This window comes from Tritonibacter sp. AK171, assembly GCF_030127025.1.
Classification (GTDB): domain Bacteria; phylum Pseudomonadota; class Alphaproteobacteria; order Rhodobacterales; family Rhodobacteraceae; genus Epibacterium; species Epibacterium mobile.
The window spans coordinates 139,815-160,000 of record NZ_CP126134.1; the positions used below are offsets into that span (position 1 = coordinate 139,815).

Sequence of the window (20,186 nt, forward strand, 5' to 3'; positions counted from 1 at the left end):
AGCCTCTGAGCCATGTTCTACCGTGAAGCCGGGGATTTCAAACTCTCCTATGTCGAGGACAGCCAGACCTTTCCGATCAAATTCGACCGCTATCGCTATTATGCGGTGCTGGCCGTGGCCTTTGGTGTGGTGCCGTTTCTGGTCAATGACTACTGGGTCAATGCGATCTTGTTGCCCTTCCTGATCTACGCGATTGCGGCGATCGGGCTGAACATCCTTGTTGGTTACTGCGGGCAGGTCTCGCTGGGCACCGGGGGCTTCATGGCGGTGGGCGCTTACGCTTGCTACAAGCTCATGACGGCCTTTCCCGAGGTGTCCATGTTCATCCACGTGTTACTGGCGGGTGGAATCACCGGGCTGGTCTGCGTGCTGTTTGGTTTGCCCAGCCTACGCATCAAGGGATTTTACCTTGCGGTGGCAACCTTGGCGGCTCAGTTCTTTCTGGTCTGGCTCTTCAACCGGGTACCGTGGTTCTACAACTACTCGGCCTCTGGCCAGATCAACGCACCGGAACGGGACGTGTTTGGCATCATCATCACCGGCCCCAATGCACCGGCTTGGGCGACCTATATGTTCTGTCTGATTTTCCTGACGTTCTGCGCCATTATGGCTCGCAATCTGACACGGGGCACCCAAGGGCGCACGTGGATGGCGATCCGCGACATGGACATTGCGGCTGAAATCATCGGCGTGAACCCACTGAAGGCAAAAATGACAGCCTTTGCGGTCTCGGGCTTTTTTGTCGGCATCTCCGGGGCGCTGTTCTTCTCGGTCTATCTCGGCGCGGTCGAGGTCGGTGAGGCCTTTGGCATCAACAAGTCGTTCCTCGTGCTGTTCATGGTCATCATCGGCGGATTGGGATCGATCTTTGGCTCCTTTGCGGGGGCTGCATTTCTGGTGCTGCTGCCGGTGATCCTCAAGGTCGTGGGCGTCGATTGGCTGGGCTGGCCCACGGATATCGTGGCACATTTCCAGCTGGTGATTGTTGGCGCGCTGATCATCACGTTCCTGATCCTTGAGCCGCATGGCCTTGCGCAACTGTGGCGCGTTGCCAAAGAAAAACTGCGTCTCTGGCCGTTCCCGCACTAACGAGCAGGATGACAAGACATTCGCCGGGGGCGGCAAGAGGAGGTCGGCCCCGAACTACAAAAACATCGGAAAAATTCAGGGAGGATGACACCCGATGAAACTGAAACTGACGAGCGTGGCGCTGAGTGCGCTGATTGCAGCAAGCCCCGCAATGGCCGATCTGGTCTTCCCGGATCTGAGCTACCGCACCGGCCCCTATGCAGCGGGCGGCATTCCGTTCTCTGATGGCTATAACGACTATTTCACCCTTGTGAATGAGCGTGACGGTGGCATCGGGGGCGTCAAGGCGCGCGTGATCGAATGTGAAACCGGCTACAACACCGAAAAAGGTGTGGAATGCTATGAGTCCACCAAGGGCGAAGGCGCGCTGATTTATCAACCGCTCTCCACCGGGATCACCTACCAGCTGATCCCAAAGGTGACCGCAGATGGCATCCCGCTTCACACCATGGGCTACGGTCGCACCTCTGCCGCCAACGGCAAGGTGTTCTCCAATGTCTTCAACTATCCGGCCAACTATTGGGACGGCGCGTCTGGTGTGATCAATCACCTGCTGGAAGAAAACGCAGGCGACCTCAACGGCAAGAAAATTGCGCTGGTCTATCACAACTCTGCTTATGGCAAGGAACCGATCCGCACGCTGGAGGAGCTGGGCAAAAAGCATGGTTTTGAGTTGAGCCTGCTGCCGGTTGACCATCCGGGCCAAGAGCAGAAATCGCAGTGGTTGCAGATCCGCCGTGATCGCCCCGATTACGTCGTGATGTGGGGTTGGGGTGTGATGAACCAGGTGGCAATTCAAGAAGCCGCCAACATCCGCTTCCCGATGGAAAACTTCATCGGCGTCTGGTGGTCTGGTTCGGATCACGATGTGATCCCGGCTGGGGCCAAGGCAGATGGCTACAAGGCTGTGACCTTCCACAACGTGGGCGATGACTTCCCGGTGTTTGATGACATGCGCAAATATGTCGTCGACAAAGGTCTCGCGGCAGGTGCCGGCGATCAGGTTGGCAAGGTTGCCTATAACCGCGGTATGTATGCAGCGATGCTGGCGGTCGAAGCTGCCAAGACCGCGCAGGAAATCCACGGCACCGCCGAGATCGACGCGTCCATGATGCGCGACGGGATGGAAGCGCTCTCCATCACAGCCGAGAAGATGGACGCCCTTGGCATGGCGAACTTTGGCCCGGCCTTCAACGTCAGCTGTGAAAACCACGGTGGCCCCGGTCTGGTGGGTGTGACCCAGTGGGACGCCGACACGCAGACGTGGTCTCTGATCTCGGGCTTTAACCCGACGGACCGCGAGGTGATCGGCACGTTGGTGGCAGAGGATTCTGCATCCTACGCGGCTGAGAACAACATCGAAGAGCGCTGCAACTAAGCGCCCCTCGCGCCGGGGCTTCGGCTCCGGCGCGGATCAAGAGATTTACCCGATGTGGCGGAACCGACCACATCTGATCCGTCCCGAGCGGACGCTGGCGAAAGGATAGCTGTCGAGATGCTGGATGCGGCCAACTCCACAGACGTGCAGGCGGAAACACTGCTTGAGGTCAACAATATCGAGGTGATCTACAATCACGTGATCCTTGTGCTGAAAGGTGTCAGCCTGAATGTGCCCAAAGGCGGCATCACCGCATTGCTGGGTGGCAATGGGGCGGGCAAGACCACGACACTAAAGGCGATTTCCAACCTGCTTCATTCCGAACGCGGCGAGGTGACCAAAGGCTCCGTGCGCTATCGTGGTAAGGATGTCCACGAGCAGGATCCCGCAGAGCTGGTAAAGACCGGCGTTATTCAGGTGATGGAAGGTCGCCATTGCTTTGAGCATCTGACAGTCGAGGAGAACCTCCTGACGGGTGCCTATACACGCGGTGATAGCAACGCCAAGATCCAAGAAGATCTTGAGATGGTCTACACCTACTTTCCGCGCCTGAAGGAACGTCGCAAAAGTCAGGCCGGTTACACCTCCGGTGGGGAGCAGCAGATGGTGGCCATGGGGCGTGCCCTGATGAGCCGCCCGGAGACGATCCTGCTGGATGAGCCCTCCATGGGTCTGGCACCACAGTTGGTGGAGCAGATCTTTGAGATTGTGAAATCCATCAATGAGAACGAAGGCGTGACCTTCTTGTTGGCTGAGCAGAATACTAACGTGGCATTGCGCTATGCTCACTATGGTTACATTCTGGAATCCGGGCGCGTGGTGATGGACGGCCCTGCAGCAGATTTGCGTGAAAACCCTGATGTAAAAGAATTTTACCTTGGTATGTCCGAAGAAGGCCGCAAGAGTTTCCGCGATGTGCGTTCCTATCGCCGTCGCAAAAGGTGGTTGAGCTAAGGCGGGGAGGGACGAGATGACCTTTTTTGATAAACTGGAAACCCGCAGTGCCGAAGAACGCGCCGCAGATCTGGCGACGCTTTTGCCGGAACAGATCGCACGGGCCAAATCCGCTCGTGGTTTTGCCGCCCTGCTCGCGGATGTAGACCCGGCAAAGATCACCTCGGTGGAGGCGCTGGCATCATTGCCCGTTTTGCGGAAAGCGGATTTGAGCGCGGCGCAGGCCGCACAGCCGCCCTTTGGTGGGTTTACCGTAAAACCCGCGCATGGCTTTGCCCATATCTTCCAATCTCCGGGGCCGATTTACGAACCCGGTGGCGTGGATCATGACTGGTGGCGCATGGGGCGTTTTCTGCATGCGGCTGGCGTGGGGCCGGGGGATGTGGTGCAAAACTGCTTTGGCTATCACCTGACACCGGCTGGGATGATCTTTGAAAATGGTGCCCGCACGGTGGGGGCTTCTGTTCTGCCTGCGGGTACGGGTCAGACCGAACTGCAGGTTACCGCGGCACGCGATGTTGGGGCGACGACCTATGCCGGCACACCGGATTACCTCAAGGTGATCTTGGATAAGGCGGAGGCCATGGGCCTCGAACTGGGCTTTAAGAAGGCGGCGGTTGGGGGGGGCGCATTGTTCCCGAGCCTGCGTCAGGACTATGCGGATCGCGGCATTTCCTGCCTGCAATGCTATGCCACGGCGGATCTGGGCAATATCGCCTATGAGAGCGCCGCCATGGAGGGCATGATCGTCGATGAGCAGGTCATCGTCGAAATCGTCACCCCCGGCACCGGCACCCCGGTTGCACCGGGCGAGGTGGGCGAAGTTGTGGTCACGACGCTGAACCGGGACTATCCACTGATCCGTTTTGCCACCGGCGACATGAGCGCGGTTATGCCCGGTCAGAGCCCCTGTGGCCGCACCAATATGCGCATCAAGGGGTGGATGGGCCGCGCGGACCAGACCACCAAGATCAAGGGGATGTTTGTGCGCCCCGAGCAGGTGGCCGCACTGGTCGACAAACACGACGAGATCGTCAAAGCCCGCGTGGTCGCATCGCGCAGTGGCGAGATGGATGTAATGACCGTTCGCATCGAGGCCAATGGCGGCGATGAGATCACCTTTGCCCGATCCGTTGTGGATGTGCTGAAACTCAAGGGCAGCGTGGACATTGTGGCGCCGGGTACGCTGCCCAAAGATGGCTTGGTGATCGAGGACCAGCGCAGCTACGACTGACAAGGTTTCTCTGGTACAGCGATAGGAGCCGCCGCTGCCGACATGCCGTCGCAGCGGCGGTTTCGCGCTGGAATTTCCGACAAAAATGCTTGAAACAGGGCCGACTCTGTTTGAAGGCAGGATGAATGACGCAAGCAAGCCAAACCCAAGTGCCAGTGACCCGTCGCAGACCCTCTGCCCGCGTCAAAGGCGCGCGCAGGTTTCAGGTGGTGGCGTGGTGTGTCGCTCTTGCCTGTTTGCTGCCAATGGCCGCCGTTGCGATCGCTGCGATGACAGGTGGTGTGGATACCATCACTCACCTCGGGCAGACCGTGCTGCCGCGATATGCGCGCACGACGATCTATCTGGTCCTGCTGGTGTCGCTGGGCACATTCTCCATTGGGGTAGGGGCCGCATGGTTGGTGACGATGACCCGCTTTCCGGGGGTGCGGTTCTTTGAGGTGGCCTTGGTGTTGCCGCTGGCGTTTCCAGCTTATGTTCTGGCCTATGGCTATACCTTTTTGTTGGATCATCCCGGCGTTGTGCAGACCACATTGCGCGAGGTGACAGGATGGGGACCGCGTGACTATTGGTTCCCGGAAATCCGATCCCTTGGCGGGGCCGCGCTGATGTTGGTTCTGGTCCTTTACCCTTACGTCTATTTGCTGGCGCGCGCCGCATTCCTGCAACAAAGCTCCTCTGCGTTCTTGGCAGCGCGCGCACTGGGGGACAGTTCGTGGCGTGCGTTTTGGCGTGTCAGCCTGCCGATGGCGCGGCCCGCTGTGGCATCGGGCGTTTTGCTCACGGTGATGGAAACCATCGCAGATTACGGCACGGTCGCCTATTTTGGCGTGCAGACCTTTGCCACCGGTATCTACACAAGCTGGTTTTCCCTCGCGGATCGTGCGGGGGCTGCGCAACTGGCGCTGTGCCTTCTCGGTTTTGCATTGATGCTTGCGGTGGCAGAGCGACTTAGCCGGGGGCGTGCGCGCTATCATCACGCGGGCAAGCAGCAGGCTGCGCTGCCACCTGCGACACTATCGGGGACAAAGGCCACCGGGGCGATAATCCTCTGTGCACTGCCGGTTGTGTTTGGGTTTCTTGTACCGCTGGTGAGCCTCACATTGATGGGGCTGAACTCTGAGCAGAACCTTCTGAGCCGTCGTTATATTGCGTTTATCACCAACTCTCTGACGCTCGCCAGCACGGCCGCACTTGTGACATTGCTCGCGGCTGTGAGCCTTGGGTTCTATCAGCGTTTGCAGCCGGGGCGGGTGTCGAGCACAGCGGCCAATATCTCTCGCCTTGGCTATGCCGTGCCAGGTGGCGTGATTGCGGTTGGTCTGATGGTGCCCTTCGCCGCATTCGACAATGCTCTGGATGCATGGATGCAAGCTAATTTTGGTCTGCGCACCGGGTTGCTGGTGACGGGGTCAATCTGGCTCTTGGTGGTCGCATATATGGTGCGGTTTATGGCGGCGGCGCTTGGCGCGTATGAGGGCGGGCAGGCCACGGTACATGCCAATATGGACGCCGCCGCGCGCTCGCTTGGGCAAAGTCCGCTGGGCATGCTGCGCCGCGTTCACCTGCCGATCCTGACACCAAGCCTGCTGACGGCGTTGTTGATTGTATTTGTCGATGTGATGAAAGAACTGCCAGCAACCTTGATTATGCGCCCGTTCAATTTCGACACCCTTGCGGTGCAGGCGCATCGACTGGCCGCGGATGAACGGCTGGAGGGGGCTGCGGTGCCGTCCCTCGTGATTATGGCTGTTGGGTTGTTGCCGGTGATCTTGGTTTGCCGTCAGGTTCGGCGCCGCAGCTGAGCGGAGCCTCAGCTACCGGCCCACCAAGCCTCGATTTGGGCGTGGCTGACCCGTTGCGCCGGTCCAAGCGCAACCAGTACCGTCTCCTCGGCGTCGCAGCGGCGGGCTTCGACATGGCGTCCCACGATATGAAGCTCATAGGCACCGCCAGAGGTCAGCACAAACCCCTTCATCCGATAGAGCCCCTCAGGCCGTTCGGCGAGTTTATCGCCCAATGCGCGACGGTCGATGATTTCGGTGCTGCGGTGCTGCCAGCTTACATATCCCGGATGCGAAACGAGGCTTTTACCGCGCGGCAGCGGGGTGATGTCAAACAGCAGACGGGACAGTTCAATGTCAGCGGTGCGGGTTGGTGTGCGGGCACCCAGCGCGCTCAGTTCGGCAACCAAAGCATCGTTCGAGGCCTCATCCTGCTTGCTGATCAAGACCAGATCAGCCGCCCGGATTTGTTGCGACACTTGCGGCTTGAGGAGCGGGTCATCCATCAGTGCGGCGAAGTTTGATCCGTCCACAACCGTCACGATGCCAGCATAGCTCAGGCGACTGTCACTCAACAGCGCATTGGCAATGGTCACGGGTTCAGCGATGCCACTTGCCTCGATCAGGATGTGATCTGGCTGCGGTGTGCGGGACAGCACGTCATTGACGCTCACCGCGAGATCATCCCCGAGCGAACAGCAGACGCATCCATTGGTGAGAGCGACGCTATCGACGCTTTCATCCGCAATCAGCGCGGCGTCGATGTTGATACTGCCGAAGTCGTTGATCAGAACCGACAGGCGCAGCCCGTGGTCTTCGCCAAGAAGGGAGTTGATCAGCGTGGTTTTTCCCGCGCCGAGATATCCGCTGATGATTGTAACCGGAATGCGCATCAGGCCGTGCCCTCGCGCATAAAATGCAACGCAAACGGCATGTCAGCCGAGCTCCCCATTGTGTGAGATTGCAAACTCTTCGTCTTGCTTGGCGCAACTCTATAGGTCGTGGGAAGTGACCGGTCCAGACAAACCTTGGGCGGGATACCTGTCAGGTATACCCAAGCGAGGCTTGGCCTCTGATTTTGCACGAAAATTGTGCGACGGTTCAATTTTTTGTTATGCTGTTTTGCGCATGTTTTGGCGGCTCCAGTTTTGAAAATCCGTGAAACCGTGGCGAATCTCTGGTGGATTCGAAGGCTGTTTAGCCCCCTGCCATAGGATTGAGCGCAAAGAAAAAGGGCGCAGCCAAGACTGCGCCCCCTCTGGTCGAGTGCCGGAGAGAATTACTCCCAGCCAACCTCGTTAAAGATCTTCTGTGCGGTCGGGACGTTCTTGGCCACCTTGGACAAGTCGACTTCATCCGCTTTGAACTCGCCGAGCTTTGCCACGCTTTCAGACTTGCTGACGCCCGGAACGGCTGGGAATTCATCGTTGCCGCCGGAGAAGTACTGCTGTGCCTGATCGGACGCGAGATACTCGAGGAACTTGATTGCATTTTCACGGTTCGGGGCGTTTGCTGCGACACCCGCGCCCGAAAGGTTCATATGCGCGCCTTCCGCGTCCTGTGCCGGGAAGACTACGCCGATTTTTTCGATGTCAGCGGAGAGACCTTTGACGTCTTTGCGCAGGGCACGGGCGAAATAGTAGGTGTTGGCGATCGACACATCGCATTCGCCGGAGATCAGGCCGCGCAGCTGGTCGGTGTCACCGCCCTGTGGGTCACGGGCAAAGTTCGCGACGATGCCTTCTGCCCATTTACGGGCTTCTTCTTCACCGTGGTTCTCAATGATCGCGGACAGCAGCGTCTGCGAATAGACGTTGGAGGACGAACGGTGGCAGACCATACCTTTGTATTCGGGCTTCGCCAGATCCATGTAGGTTGCGGGCGGGTTGGTCACGTCTGCTTTGTCATAAAACACGATGCGCGCGCGCTGCGAGAAGCCAAACCACTGGTTGTCGCTGTCTTGCAGGTTGGCGGGGATGCGCTCTTCGAGAACCTTGCTGTCGATGGACTGCAGAACACCTGCATCCTTCGCGCGCTCAAGGCGGGAGGTGTCGACGGTGATCAGCACGTCTGCAGGGGAGTTTGCGCCTTCGGCCTGGATGCGGGCGATCAGTTCATCCGCTTTGCCTTCGATGCGATTGATGGTGATACCTGTGGCTTCCTCAAAATCAGAGTAGAGGCGCTCATCAGTGTCGTAGTGGCGGGACGAGTATAGGTTGACCACACCGTCAGCAACGGCAGTGGTGGCAAGGCTCGCGGCGATTACAGTAGTGAAGACTTTGGTTTTCATGTGATTTCCATCCTCGTGAATGTCGCTAGTCCCTGGGTCATGCCTCGTCGGTCAATTCCCAAGTTGTTTAGTCAATTACTATATTGAAGACCAAATGTAAGGGGTAACCGATTAATTCTGTCAGAAAAGTTATTCGACACCCGCGACATGCCGACACAGCCGATGACATCGGCGGTTTCGAGGGGCAGGGCACCTGCTGAATGCGCTATGCCCAAAAAACAAAAAACCGCATCCGGAGATGCGGTTTTTCGGAGCCTGCAAAGAGGCGTCTGATGCTAAGTGCTCAGCCTTGGCGTGCTTTGAACTTGCGCTGCGTCTTGTTGATGACGTAAACGCGGCCCTTGCGACGCACAACCCGGCAGTCACGGTGCCGGTTCTTCAGCGAGCGGAGCGAGTTCTTGACCTTCATGGTCTCTCTCCTTTTCTGCGGCGCGAACCAGCGCCTGGGTTAGCGGGGCGTCCTGAACCGAAGTTCAAAACAGCGAAATCATGGTGGGCGGTACAAGGATCGAACTTGTGACCCCTTCGATGTCAACGAAGTGCTCTACCGCTGAGCTAACCGCCCATGATACCAACTCAAAACGAATTTCGCTGCGCCGAGTGGCGCATCGCTTCGCGTCGGTGAAGGGGTCTATAAAAGGAGTCGATTGTGGGCGCAAGAGCTTTTGCCACAGAAATATAAACTCTATGCTGGGAATCTCAGGCGGGAAGGCGGAGCTGGCATGTCAGGTCAGGCATATTCTATTGAGATGCCGCAAGGGTGGCAGTCACCAGTGGTGATTGCGTCTCCTCATAGCGGATCAAATTACCCAAAAACCTTTGTTTCTCAGTCGGTTCTGGATGCAAAACGGTTGCGCAGCAGTGAGGATGCCTTTGTTGATCTACTGTTCGCGGCAGCGCCCCGGTTGGGCATGCCATTGCTGGCAGCAAAAATGCCGCGGGCCTATGTGGACCTCAACCGCTCTTCAGAGGAACTCGATCCTGCCCTGATTGAAGGTGCACGTAGGCGCGGACAGAATCCCCGTGTGGCCTCCGGATTGGGTGTGATTCCTCGCGTGGTGTCGAACGGACGTGCGATTTACAGCGGCAAAATCACCATGCAGGAGGCGCGTATGCGAATCGATGACTATTGGTTCCCGTATCATACCGCCTTGCAGCGGTTGTTGGATGCAGCCCACACCCGCTTTGGCGAGGCGATTTTGATCGATTGTCACTCAATGCCCCATGAGGCGATCGAAAATTGTTCGCCCCTGCGTGAAAAGCGACCCGAGATTGTACTGGGAGACCGCTTTGGCGCAGCGGCGGATGGTTCAATTGTCGATGAGGTTGAAGCTGCGTTTGCCGAGGCTGGGTTTCGCGTCGCGCGTAACAGCCCCTTTGCGGGGGCCTATATCACCCAAACCTATGGTCGCCCATTTCGGCAACAGCATGCGATTCAGGTCGAGATCGACCGCTCTCTTTATATGGATGAGGCCAATATCGCGCCTAACGCCGAGTTTGAGGCGATCCGTGCGCGTCTCACGCAGGCGTTGCAGCGGATATCTGGTTTGCGCAAGGATCAAAAGCCGATGGCGGCCGAGTAGGCTCAGGCCTTAGCGAAGGGCGCGCCCTTTCAGAATCGCCTCTTTGCCAAAGCGTTTGCGAATCTCATCGGCGGCGCGTTCTGCGCTGGCCCGTTTGGCGGCATTGGGGTCCAACAGATCGCCTGTTGTATCGGCTTCGGTCTCGGGGACCAGGTCACTGATGCCACACCCCAGCAGACGAAACGGCCCCTGACTCACGGTCTGGTCCAGCAAATGCCGCGCAGTGCGGTAGATCTGGTCGGCAAATTGTGTCGGGCTGTGAAGTGATTGCCGCCGTGTGAGGGTCGAATGGTTCGCGCGCTTCAGCTTGAGCGTCACCACCCGTCCTGCCAGGCCTTTTGCCTTGGCCCGGTCTGAGACTTGTTCGGCCAATCGCCACAGATGCCCGTCCAAGACATCAATATGCATGGTGTCCGAAAAGAAGGTCGTCTCTTTCGAGATCGATTTGACAGGATTGCGGGCAGACACTTTGCGGCGGTCCTCTCCGCGCGCCAAATGCCACAGCCGGTCACCCATGCTGCCGAATCTGTCGTTCAAATCACGCCGATCCCAGCGCAAGAGGTCGGAGAACGCGCGAATGCCTGCTTTTTCAAGGGAAGCCTGTGCAGCAGGGCCAATGCCCCAGATCAGGCGCACAGGTTTATCATGCAGAAATTCGGCTGTTTCAGCTTCACCTATCACTGAGAAACCGCGCGGCTTATCTAAGTCAGACGCGACTTTGGCGAGGAATTTGTTGTGGCTGAGGCCAATAGAGCCTGTGACGCCCAACTCGTCTTTCATGCGCTTCACAAGGCGTGCCAGCATCACTGCGGGCGGGGCACCATGCAGGCGCTCGGTGCCGGAGAGATCCATAAATGCCTCATCTAGCGAGAGCGGCTCCACCTCGGGGGTGAGTTCATCCATCATTGCGCGGATGGCGCGGCTGGTTTCTGCATAGGCCTCCATACGCGGTTTAATCACCACCGCATCGGGACAGAGTTTGAGCGCCTGAAACATCGGCATCGCCGAACGCACGCCACGAATACGCGCCACGTAGCATGCGGTAGACACAACGCCGCGATGGCCCCCGCCAATGATCACTGGTTTGTCGGCCAACTCAGGGTTGTCGCGTTTTTCAACACTTGCATAAAACGCATCACAATCCATATGCGCGATAGAGAGTGTGAAGAGTTCGTCATGCTGCTTGATACGGGGGCTGCGACACGATGGGCAGCGTTGCGGACCGCGTGGCTGCGTGCCGGGATTGAAACAATGCAGGCAGTCGCGACAAAGGGCAGGCATGATGTGCTCGGGCAAGGCAAAAACGGGGGTGTGCACCGATGTCATTCCCGTTAGCGTGCAGGCATTGCAAACAGACGCATCGGCGCAGAGTTGGATTGTATCATGAGCTTTAAGGGAGCGAAACTGCTGCTGTTTCTCGGGCCACGGCTGTTGGTGATTCTGCGGGACCAGAAGGCGGATATCCCCTTTCCCGGCTACTGGGATTTCCCCGGCGGCGGGCGCGAAGGCGACGAGACAGCACAGGCCTGTGCATTGCGTGAAACCCGCGAAGAAGTGGGGCTGATCGTGCCCGAAGCCGCCATTCACTACAGCCGCCGTTACCCACGACCTGATGGCGCCACATGGTTCTTTGCCGCCGAGATCTCAGCGCGCAGCGTCGATGACATCCGCTTTGGCGATGAGGGCCAGCGCTGGGATTTGATGAACCCGGATGAGTATGCGGCGCACCCCTTGGGCATCCCGCGATTCAAGGTACGGTTGCAAGATTACCTGCAAAGTTGCCGTGGTGGCCCCAGCGAGTGATGGGAGGAAAGGCAGCTTCCTCAAAGAGGATTGGCTGCTAAATTTAGCGTTTTCAAAAGAAAGCCCCCGCACAATTGGCGGGGGAAGGTGACGTTTCTCAGGAAGAGGTAAACGTCAGGGGAGTGTCTCGACCCCAGAATCGACCATTTGGGCCAGTTTCGCAAAGGTTGAGGGCATGTATGGGGGGATTTAACGGTGTGCCCTGTGCTTTCAATGTCACGGAGCATGCATTCAATATTTCAAATCGAGCCACATATGGGCTCGATTTGTTCTTTGATCGCTACGGGTTGCAGCAAGATAACACGTTAGGTTCACGCTAGAGAGCGAGACACACCCGTGCGTTTCATTTGCGCTTGTTTTTTAGGCACGCCCACGGATTGAGGGTGAACAGCGCCCGTCAGCCCTGATTTGGGGTCTGTGCTTGCGGGCTGTTCATTTCTTTGATGATGGCTTCGGCTGCAAGGCGCGGCGCTTCGGCCTGCCAGATCGGTCGGCCAACCACGATGTGGTCGACGCCGGATGCCAGCGCTTGCGCAGGTGTCGTGACACGTTTTTGATCGCCCAGATCGGCCCCAACCGGGCGCACACCCGGTGTCACGATCAGTTTGCCCTCGGCTTCGGGCAGAGCGCGGATCAAGGCCGCCTCTTGCGGGCTTGCGATCACGCCATCCGCACCGGCGGCCAAGGCGTTGCCTGCGCGCTCCTGCACCAGATCCTTGATCGCGCCGGATTTGATCAACGCCCCGTCAAGGTCTTCGCGATCCAGCGAGGTGAGGATGGTCACGGCGAGGATTTTCAGGTCTTTGTCCGCGGCACCCTCTTTGGCGGCGCTGACCACGTAAGGATCTCCATGCACCGTGAGGAAATCGAGGTCGAACTGGGCAATGCCCCGCACAGCGTTTTCCACGGTGGCACCAATGTCAAAGAGCTTCATGTCGAGGAAGATCTTCTTGCCGAGTTCCTGTTTCAACTCATTGGCCAGCGCGAGGCCGCCACCGGTCAGCATGCCCAACCCGATCTTATAGAATGAGACAGCATCGCCGAGTTGCTCTGCCAGCTTTAAGCCAGCAATGGCATTTGGAACATCCATTGCAACGATCAGGCGGTCATCGGCGAGGGGGCTGGTCATTTTGGATACTCCGGTTTGCTGCGCTGGGTCGCGCCTTCCTACTGCCTCCGGCTTGTCTCGAAAAGGGTGCATGGTGGCTTTTTGCGAGGCTTGATTAGGGTCAAGGTTCGTCAACTTCTGATGTGGTACTGAGGGACTTGAAGATGGGGCGCAAATGCCCACATCTTTATCCGAGGCCCACACCGATCCTGTGCTGCTAAGCGGGCGGGGTCATGCGAGGGGCGCTTATGAAGAGGAGAAGAAGATGGACTTGAACAAGTTCACTGAACGGGCGCGCGGTTTTGTGCAGGCTGCCCAGACCATTGCTTTGCGCGAAGGTCACCAACGGCTGACGCCGGAACATATTCTCAAGGCATTGCTGGACGACGACCAGGGCATGGCGGCGAACCTGATTACCCACGCAGGTGGCAATATGGCGCGCGTCAGCGAGGCTGTGGAAACCGCCATTGGCAAGTTGCCAAAGGTCTCTGGTGATGCAAGCCAGATTTATCTGGATGGGCAGACCGCCAAGGTTCTGGATGAAGCTGGCAAGGTCGCCGAGAAAGCGGGCGACAGTTTTATCCCGGTCGAACGTCTGCTGACAGCACTGGCACTGGTGAAATCCAAGGCCAAAGAGGCATTGGATGCAGGTGGTGTGTCTGCGCAAAAGCTGAATGAGGCGATCAACGATGTGCGTAAAGGCCGTACCGCAGACACGGCGACGGCCGAAGATACCTATGAGGCGTTGAAGAAATACACACTCGACCTGACGGAGCGCGCCCGCGAAGGCAAGATCGACCCGATTATTGGCCGCGACGATGAAATCCGCCGCGCCATGCAGGTGCTGTCGCGTCGGACCAAGAACAACCCCGTCATGATTGGTGAGCCGGGCGTGGGTAAAACCGCGATTGCCGAAGGCATGGCCCTGCGCATCGTAAACGGCGACGTGCCGGAGAGCCTCAAGGACAAACGCCTGCTGGCGCTCGATATGGGCGCGCTCATTGCGGGTGCGAAGTATCGCGGCGAGTTTGAGGAACGTCTCAAGGGAATTCTCAACGAAGTCACCGATGCGGCGGGTGAAATCATCCTGTTCATCGACGAGATGCACACGCTTGTGGGCGCGGGTAAATCCGATGGCGCGATGGATGCGGCAAACCTCATCAAACCGGCGTTGGCGCGGGGAGAATTGCACTGTATCGGTGCGACTACGCTCGACGAATACCGCAAGTACGTGGAAAAGGACGCAGCCCTTGCGCGCCGTTTCCAGCCCGTGATGGTGACCGAGCCGACGGTGGAGGACACGATCTCCATCCTGCGTGGCATCAAGGAAAAATACGAGCTGCACCACGGTGTACGCATCGCGGATGCGGCGCTGGTATCTGCGGCGACGCTGTCAAACCGCTACATCACTGACCGATTCCTGCCCGACAAGGCGATCGACCTTGTGGATGAGGCAGCCTCGCGTCTGCGCATGGAGGTGGACTCCAAGCCCGAAGAGCTGGACGCGCTCGACCGTCAGATCCTGCAAATGCAGATCGAGGAAGAAGCGCTGAAGCTCGAGGATGACGCGGCGTCGAAGGACCGTCTGGAGCATCTCCAGAAGGAACTGGCGGATCTTCAGGAGCGCTCCAGCGAGATGACGGCGCAATGGCAGGCTGAACGCGACAAGCTCGCTTCGGCGCGTGATCTGAAAGAGCAGTTGGATCGCGCTCGTGCGGAACTGGACATCGCCAAGCGCGAAGGCAACCTCGCCAAGGCGGGTGAGCTCTCTTATGGCGTCATTCCGGGGTTGGAAAAGCAGCTCTCGGAAGCGGAGCAGAAAGAAGAGCAGGGCCTGATGGTCGAGGAAGCGGTGCGGCCAGAACAGATCGCAGCCGTGGTTGAGCGCTGGACCGGTATCCCGACCTCCAAGATGCTGGAGGGCGAGCGTGAGAAGCTCTTGCGGATGGAAGACGGTCTGCACAAGCGCGTCATCGGCCAGAATGCTGCCGTGACGGCTGTGGCAAACGCGGTGCGCCGGGCGCGCGCGGGGCTCAATGATGAGAACCGTCCGCTGGGGTCGTTCCTGTTCCTCGGGCCGACCGGCGTGGGGAAAACCGAGCTCACCAAGGCTGTGGCTGAGTTTCTTTTTGACGATGACAGCGCCATGGTACGCATCGATATGTCGGAGTTCATGGAGAAACACGCCGTCGCGCGTCTGATCGGCGCCCCTCCGGGTTATGTCGGCTACGACGAAGGCGGCGTGCTGACGGAGGCCGTGCGGCGCAGGCCCTATCAGGTGGTGCTGTTCGACGAGGTCGAAAAAGCGCATCCAGATGTGTTCAACGTGCTTTTGCAGGTGCTTGACGATGGGATGCTGACGGATGGTCAGGGTCGGACCGTGGATTTCAAGCAGACGCTGATTATCCTGACGTCGAACCTCGGTGCACAGGCGTTGAGCCAGTTGCCGGATGGTGCGGATGCGGCGGATGCCAAGCGTGACGTGATGGACGCGGTGCGGGCGCATTTCCGGCCCGAGTTCCTGAACCGTCTCGATGAGACCGTAATCTTTGATCGCCTCGCGCGGCAGGACATGGACGGCATCGTCGAAATCCAGTTGCGGCGTTTGGCCAAACGTCTGGCGCAGCGCAAGATCACGCTGGAGCTGGATGACGGTGCCAAAACATGGCTCGCGGATGAGGGCTATGACCCGGTGTTTGGTGCGCGGCCACTCAAGCGCGTGATTCAGCGTGCCTTGCAGAACCCGCTGGCGGAGGCCTTGTTGGCCGGAGACATCAAGGATGGTGAGACCGTTCCTGTTTCCGCGGGCGCTGAGGGTTTGGTGATCGGGGATCGTGTCGGCAGCTCTGACCGGCCGAGACCGGATGATGCCGTGGTGCACTGATCGCCCTTATAGAATGGTCATGGGTCGCCCTGCGGGGCGGCCCTTTTTTGCATATATGAGTTCTCGTGATCGGCGGTGCGGTAAACGTCATCCGCCTGTCATGGATCAACGTGTTATAGCTGAGTGCAGCCAGGTCCAAATGGGCCGCGCAATTTGAGTACGGAAAGGAAGTGCGATGGGTTTTGCGATGAATGCGGTGTCGATCCTCGCGGTGGTGTTTATCTGCTTGATTGGCGTGTTTGGCCTCGTCGGGCTTGTGATGTTCATTTCTGATCGAACGCAGACGCAGGATGCCATTCGGCGCAACTATCCGGTCCTTGGGCGTTTTCGCCATCTGTTCAGCACTTTGGGAGAATTCTTCCGTCAGTACTTCTTTGCGATGGACCGTGAGGAGCTGCCCTTCAACCGGGCACAGCGGGAATGGATCGCGCGCGCCTGTGCCGGGGTGACAAATACGGTTGCCTTCGGCTCCACCCGCAACACATCCGTGCCGGGCACGCCGATCTTTGTGAACGCGCCCTTTCCGCCGCTGGACGATCAATCCGCCTCGACCGAGCCGATGCTGATCGGCCCCACTGCGCGCGTCCCTTATAATGCACCATCGTTCTTCAATATCTCGGGCATGAGTTACGGGGCCTTGTCACGACCCGCTGTGACGGCCCTCAGTCGTGGCGCGCGTGAGGCAGGTGTCTGGCTCAATACGGGCGAGGGTGGCCTCAGCCCGTTTCACCTTGATGGGGGCTGCGACATCGTTTTTCAGATCGGCACCGCTAAATACGGGGTCCGCGATGCGGCGGGCAATCTCAGCGATACGCGCTTGAAGGAAATCTCCGAGATCCCGCAGGTGAGGATGTTCGAGCTGAAGCTCGCGCAGGGCGCCAAGCCCGGCAAGGGGGGCATCCTGCCAGCGGCCAAGGTCAATGCCGAAATCGCCGAAATTCGTGGCATCACCGAGGGCGAAGCGAGCATTTCCCCCAACCGTCACCTTGATATCGCAAATTATGACGAACTCTTGGATATGGTGGCGCGGGTCCGTGAGATCACAGGTAAACCCGTTGGCATCAAAACCGTCGCAGGCTCCGAAGTCGCCCTGCGCGAGATGTTCCTGAACTTCGCCGCACGTCCCGATGATGTGCCGGATTTCATCACCATCGACGGTGGCGAAGGTGGCACCGGGGCGGCGCCCATGCCGCTGATTGACCTCGTGGGCATGTCCGTGCGCGAGGCGCTGCCGATGGTGTGCAATCTGCGCGACGAGTATGGTTTCAAGGAGCGCATCCGCCTCATCTCCAGCGGCAAGCTGGTCAATCCGGGCGATGTGGCCTGGGCGCTGGCGGCGGGCGCGGATTTTGTGACCTCTGCACGGGGTTTCATGTTCTCTTTGGGCTGCATTCAGGCGCTTAAATGCAATCGTAACACTTGCCCGACCGGCATCACCACCCACGACCCGCGCTTTCAGCAGGGGCTTGTGGTTGAGGATAAATACCTGAAAGTCGCCCGCTATGCCCGCGAGGTCATTCACGAGGTGGAGACCATCGCCCATTCGGTTGGTGTGGATGAGCCGCGCAAGATGCGTCGCCGTCACATGCGCATCGTGCAGGAGGATGGCTCCTCGCGTCCGATGAATGAGATCCTGCCAAGTTACAGTGCTGTCGCGGAGATGTGACAGGATATGTTTTTGCCCTGAGGCCTTGGGGCGTTACCTCATGGGGCAACCCGACTTGAAGGAGCGCACATATGGCCCACCGCTGGCAGAACGACCTGACCCAAAGCGACATCACGCCCGAACCCCTGTTCTGGAACCGGCGCAAGATCCTCGCCGGGCTTGGCGGTGTGGGACTTGGCAGTATTGGGGCGGGGCTTGCACAGGCCGAGACGGAGAGCCTTGATCCCAACACATGGGAAGAGGTCACGTCTTACTGCAACTTCTATGAGTTCGGCACCGGCAAGACCGATCCTGCCACATATGCAGGCCAGATGACGACGTCCCCCTGGGAGGTCGAGATCGACGGTATGGTCGACAACCCCGGCACCTATGGGTTTGAGCAGATCCTGTCGGAAATGACGCTCGAGGAACGGATCTACCGGTTCCGCTGTGTTGAGGCCTGGTCCATGGTGATTCCATGGCAAGGGTTTGAGCTGGCCGACCTGCTGAATGTGGCCGGTGTGCAGGAAGGCGCGAAATACGTTGCCTTTGAAACGCTCCTGCGTCCGGATGAAATGCCGGGCACCCGCTACCCGGTTCTGGATTGGCCCTACCGCGAGGGCCTGCGGCTGGATGAGGCGATGCATCCGCTGACCCTGATGGCGACGGGGATCTTCGGAAAGCCGCTGCCAAACCAGAACGGCGCTCCGTTGCGTCTGGTGGTGCCGTGGAAATATGGCTTCAAGTCGATCAAATCGGTGGTGAAGATCACCCTCACCGATCAAGAGCCGCCCACCAGCTGGAATATGGCCAACGCACGCGAATACGGCTTTTACAGCAATGTGAACCCGGAGGTGGATCACCCGCGTTGGAGCCAGGCCACAGAACGTCGCATCGGTGGCGGGCTGTTCTCGCGCCGTCAGCCGACCCTGATGTTCAATGGCTACGATAAGGAGGTCGCATCCCTCTATGATGGTCTGGATCTGACAAAGAACTTCTGATGGATCTTGCGACACTGAATTCCGCTCTGCGCCGGGTGCCGTCGTGGCTCATATATATATGTGGGCTGGCACCGGCGGTCTGGCTGTTCTGGCAGGGCCTCACGGGCGGGCTTGGCGTGGAACCGATCAAGGCACTGGAGCATCGCTACGGCGAGCTGGCGCTTCAGTTCTTTATGGCCTCACTTGCGGTGACGCCATTGCGGCGCTTCTCGGGGGTGAACCTCGTGTTGCATCGCCGGGCCTTGGGGCTTTTGTGCTTTGCCTATGTTGTCTGTCACCTGCTGGTGTGGCTGCTGCTGGATGTGCAGATCCCGAGCCAGATCTTCGCTGATATCGCCAAGCGCCCCTATATCACGGTCGGTATGGCCGCCTTTGTGCTGCTCGTCCCATTGGCGGTGACCTCAAATACGGCCTCTATTCGTAAACTCGGGCCGCGATGGCGCAAGCTCCACCGACTCGCCTACCCGGCAGCACTCTTGGCAGCACTGCACTTTGTGTTGCTCGCGAAAGGGTTTCAGATCGAACCGCTGCTCTATTTGGGTGGAATCAGTCTCCTTTTGCTGCTCAGGCTGAAACTCCCGGTCCCACGACGGGCTTGAGCGCAGCGGAATCTCCTCGCACCGCTTCGCGATTCACCTCACGGCAAACCATCGAGTTTGGGGAGAGTGAGCAAAATCCTCAATGTCGGCATCCCTGAGGGGCGCGAGTAAGTATATGAAAACATGTAGTTTTGTTGATTTTGGGTGAAAAAATGACAGTTTTGCAAAAAAGGGGTTGCGGGCATCTGAGGTTATGCTTAGAACCCCCTTCACCGGCGGCGCTGAGGCGCTACTGAGAGACACCGGCGGGGCGGCGGCGACGCGGAAACGACGGGAGATGACGGGCCGGAAAGACGGTTTAGACGCTCAGGAGAGACTGGGGCATTCTTGGTTGGATGTAGGCGGTGGCGCTGCAATATTTGCGCGACGGTCTGCTTTTGGGTCTTGGATGTTTGCTCTTTGACATTGTTGGATAACTGAAGAGATATGTGGGCGGTTTGGTTCATTTCGATGGATCAACGTCTGTATATCAACGCTCTTAGGACGCAAGTTCGATGATGGAGTGTCAGCTTCACTGTCTTGTTCGGCTTCGGTTTCTTTTGAAACCAAGCACAACAGACAGAGAATAATTGGTTGCACTTCTGGTTCCTAGCCGGGTCAGATCGCAAGTTAGTCAGCCCCCCGTGGTTGATTGATTTTGTTAAAGCAACCAGTGATGTGCAGAGGTTCGAACGTCAAGGATAGCAACGTAAGTTGCTTTCAACTTGAGAGTTTGATCCTGGCTCAGAACGAACGCTGGCGGCAGGCCTAACACATGCAAGTCGAGCGAGATCTTCGGATCTAGCGGCGGACGGGTTAGTAACGCGTGGGAACGTACCCAAAGGTAGGGAATAG

The 20,186-nt window shown here is 58.4% G+C and carries 16 protein-coding genes, 1 tRNA gene and 1 rRNA gene (1 of these 18 only partly in view); 12 read left to right on the forward strand and 6 right to left on the reverse strand.

Annotation, left to right across the window (positions count from 1 at the left end; genetic code table 11):
- The first annotated feature begins 12 nt into the window (after positions 1-12).
- The 5 genes from QNI81_RS00645 to QNI81_RS00665 all read left to right on the forward strand — a co-directional run bounded on the left by QNI81_RS00645 (position 13) and on the right by QNI81_RS00665 (position 6,460).
- Complete coding sequence (locus tag QNI81_RS00645; protein WP_005625524.1) at positions 13-1,089, forward strand: branched-chain amino acid ABC transporter permease; 1,077 nt, start codon at positions 13-15, stop codon at positions 1,087-1,089.
- A gap of 94 nt (positions 1,090-1,183) precedes the next feature.
- Positions 1,184-2,467: an ABC transporter substrate-binding protein gene (locus QNI81_RS00650; protein ID WP_005625522.1), complete on the forward strand. Its 1,284-nt coding sequence runs from the start codon at positions 1,184-1,186 to the stop codon at positions 2,465-2,467.
- Between the two features lie 117 nt (positions 2,468-2,584).
- The gene (locus QNI81_RS00655; RefSeq protein ID WP_009177989.1) at positions 2,585-3,421 is read left to right on the forward strand and encodes an ABC transporter ATP-binding protein; all 837 of its coding nucleotides are present in this window, start codon (positions 2,585-2,587) and stop codon (positions 3,419-3,421) included.
- 16 nt (positions 3,422-3,437) lie between these two features.
- Positions 3,438-4,655, forward strand: a complete 1,218-nt coding sequence (locus QNI81_RS00660; protein ID WP_283967047.1) for a phenylacetate--CoA ligase family protein — start codon at positions 3,438-3,440, stop codon at positions 4,653-4,655.
- Positions 4,656-4,780: 125 nt separating this feature from the next.
- A complete protein-coding gene (locus QNI81_RS00665; RefSeq protein ID WP_110590663.1) occupies positions 4,781-6,460 on the forward strand; it encodes an ABC transporter permease in 1,680 nt (559 codons plus the stop codon).
- 8 nt (positions 6,461-6,468) lie between these two features.
- On the opposite strand, the gene QNI81_RS00670 is transcribed toward QNI81_RS00665, so the two are convergent.
- The 4 genes from QNI81_RS00670 to QNI81_RS00685 form a co-directional block, all read right to left on the reverse strand.
- Positions 6,469-7,332, reverse strand: a complete 864-nt coding sequence (locus tag QNI81_RS00670) for a CobW family GTP-binding protein (protein WP_283967048.1) — start codon at positions 7,330-7,332, stop codon at positions 6,469-6,471.
- Between the two features lie 386 nt (positions 7,333-7,718).
- The gene (locus QNI81_RS00675; RefSeq protein WP_009177819.1) at positions 7,719-8,729 is read right to left on the reverse strand and encodes a Fe(3+) ABC transporter substrate-binding protein; all 1,011 of its coding nucleotides are present in this window, start codon (positions 8,727-8,729) and stop codon (positions 7,719-7,721) included.
- 283 nt (positions 8,730-9,012) lie between these two features.
- On the reverse strand, positions 9,013-9,138 hold the full coding sequence (gene ykgO / locus QNI81_RS00680) for a type B 50S ribosomal protein L36 (protein WP_005648635.1): 126 nt from the start codon (positions 9,136-9,138) through the stop codon (positions 9,013-9,015).
- 81 nt (positions 9,139-9,219) lie between these two features.
- Positions 9,220-9,294, reverse strand: a tRNA-Val gene (locus QNI81_RS00685).
- A 157-nt stretch (positions 9,295-9,451) separates the two neighbouring features.
- Between QNI81_RS00685 and QNI81_RS00690 the strand changes: the two genes are divergently transcribed.
- Positions 9,452-10,312: an N-formylglutamate amidohydrolase gene (locus QNI81_RS00690; protein WP_126136163.1), complete on the forward strand. Its 861-nt coding sequence runs from the start codon at positions 9,452-9,454 to the stop codon at positions 10,310-10,312.
- A 9-nt stretch (positions 10,313-10,321) separates the two neighbouring features.
- Here the strand turns inward: QNI81_RS00690 and QNI81_RS00695 are convergent, their stop codons facing one another.
- Positions 10,322-11,593 (reverse strand): DNA polymerase IV, encoded by a 1,272-nt coding sequence (locus tag QNI81_RS00695; RefSeq protein ID WP_283967893.1) that lies wholly within the window; start codon positions 11,591-11,593, stop codon positions 10,322-10,324.
- A 102-nt stretch (positions 11,594-11,695) separates the two neighbouring features.
- Between QNI81_RS00695 and QNI81_RS00700 the strand changes: the two genes are divergently transcribed.
- On the forward strand, positions 11,696-12,115 hold the full coding sequence (locus QNI81_RS00700) for an NUDIX domain-containing protein (RefSeq protein WP_283967049.1): 420 nt from the start codon (positions 11,696-11,698) through the stop codon (positions 12,113-12,115).
- A gap of 397 nt (positions 12,116-12,512) precedes the next feature.
- On the opposite strand, the gene pyrF is transcribed toward QNI81_RS00700, so the two are convergent.
- On the reverse strand, positions 12,513-13,244 hold the full coding sequence (gene pyrF, locus QNI81_RS00705) for an orotidine-5'-phosphate decarboxylase (RefSeq protein WP_283967050.1): 732 nt from the start codon (positions 13,242-13,244) through the stop codon (positions 12,513-12,515).
- A gap of 244 nt (positions 13,245-13,488) precedes the next feature.
- On the opposite strand from pyrF, the gene clpB reads away from it, so the two are divergent.
- The 5 genes from clpB to QNI81_RS00730 all read left to right on the forward strand — a co-directional run.
- On the forward strand, positions 13,489-16,107 hold the full coding sequence (clpB, locus tag QNI81_RS00710; RefSeq protein ID WP_110365202.1) for an ATP-dependent chaperone ClpB: 2,619 nt from the start codon (positions 13,489-13,491) through the stop codon (positions 16,105-16,107).
- 175 nt (positions 16,108-16,282) lie between these two features.
- Positions 16,283-17,773: an FMN-binding glutamate synthase family protein gene (locus QNI81_RS00715; protein WP_126136167.1), complete on the forward strand. Its 1,491-nt coding sequence runs from the start codon at positions 16,283-16,285 to the stop codon at positions 17,771-17,773.
- 71 nt (positions 17,774-17,844) lie between these two features.
- Entirely contained in the window at positions 17,845-18,753 is a 909-nt protein-coding gene (gene msrP / locus QNI81_RS00720; RefSeq protein ID WP_283967051.1) for a protein-methionine-sulfoxide reductase catalytic subunit MsrP, read from the forward strand.
- Positions 18,753-19,352 carry a protein-methionine-sulfoxide reductase heme-binding subunit MsrQ gene (gene msrQ / locus QNI81_RS00725; protein ID WP_283967052.1) on the forward strand — a complete coding sequence of 200 codons (600 nt, stop codon included), beginning with the start codon at positions 18,753-18,755 and terminating at the stop codon, positions 19,350-19,352. Before msrP ends, msrQ begins: the two co-directional genes overlap by 1 nt.
- A 700-nt stretch (positions 19,353-20,052) precedes the next feature.
- Positions 20,053-20,186 (forward strand): 16S ribosomal RNA (locus QNI81_RS00730) (it continues 1,328 nt past the right edge of the window).

What these genes read in the sequence shown, in the direction of transcription:
- msrQ (WP_283967052.1), top strand. Translation starts at nt 18,753, where the DNA reads ATGGATCTTGCGACACTGAATTCCGCTCTGCGCCGGGTGCCGTCGTGG.
- QNI81_RS00660 (WP_283967047.1), top strand. Translation starts at nt 3,438, where the DNA reads ATGACCTTTTTTGATAAACTGGAAACCCGCAGTGCCGAAGAACGCGCC.
- QNI81_RS00700 (WP_283967049.1), top strand. Translation starts at nt 11,696, where the DNA reads ATGAGCTTTAAGGGAGCGAAACTGCTGCTGTTTCTCGGGCCACGGCTG.
- QNI81_RS00655 (WP_009177989.1), top strand. Translation starts at nt 2,585, where the DNA reads ATGCTGGATGCGGCCAACTCCACAGACGTGCAGGCGGAAACACTGCTT.
- QNI81_RS00715 (WP_126136167.1), top strand. Translation starts at nt 16,283, where the DNA reads ATGGGTTTTGCGATGAATGCGGTGTCGATCCTCGCGGTGGTGTTTATC.
- QNI81_RS00645 (WP_005625524.1), top strand. Translation starts at nt 13, where the DNA reads ATGTTCTACCGTGAAGCCGGGGATTTCAAACTCTCCTATGTCGAGGAC.
- QNI81_RS00690 (WP_126136163.1), top strand. Translation starts at nt 9,452, where the DNA reads ATGTCAGGTCAGGCATATTCTATTGAGATGCCGCAAGGGTGGCAGTCA.
- pyrF (WP_283967050.1), bottom strand. Translation starts at nt 13,244, where the DNA reads ATGACCAGCCCCCTCGCCGATGACCGCCTGATCGTTGCAATGGATGTT.
- ykgO (WP_005648635.1), bottom strand. Translation starts at nt 9,138, where the DNA reads ATGAAGGTCAAGAACTCGCTCCGCTCGCTGAAGAACCGGCACCGTGAC.
- QNI81_RS00650 (WP_005625522.1), top strand. Translation starts at nt 1,184, where the DNA reads ATGAAACTGAAACTGACGAGCGTGGCGCTGAGTGCGCTGATTGCAGCA.
- QNI81_RS00695 (WP_283967893.1), bottom strand. Translation starts at nt 11,593, where the DNA reads ATGCCTGCCCTTTGTCGCGACTGCCTGCATTGTTTCAATCCCGGCACG.
- QNI81_RS00675 (WP_009177819.1), bottom strand. Translation starts at nt 8,729, where the DNA reads ATGAAAACCAAAGTCTTCACTACTGTAATCGCCGCGAGCCTTGCCACC.
- QNI81_RS00665 (WP_110590663.1), top strand. Translation starts at nt 4,781, where the DNA reads ATGACGCAAGCAAGCCAAACCCAAGTGCCAGTGACCCGTCGCAGACCC.
- QNI81_RS00670 (WP_283967048.1), bottom strand. Translation starts at nt 7,332, where the DNA reads ATGCGCATTCCGGTTACAATCATCAGCGGATATCTCGGCGCGGGAAAA.
- clpB (WP_110365202.1), top strand. Translation starts at nt 13,489, where the DNA reads ATGGACTTGAACAAGTTCACTGAACGGGCGCGCGGTTTTGTGCAGGCT.
- msrP (WP_283967051.1), top strand. Translation starts at nt 17,845, where the DNA reads ATGGCCCACCGCTGGCAGAACGACCTGACCCAAAGCGACATCACGCCC.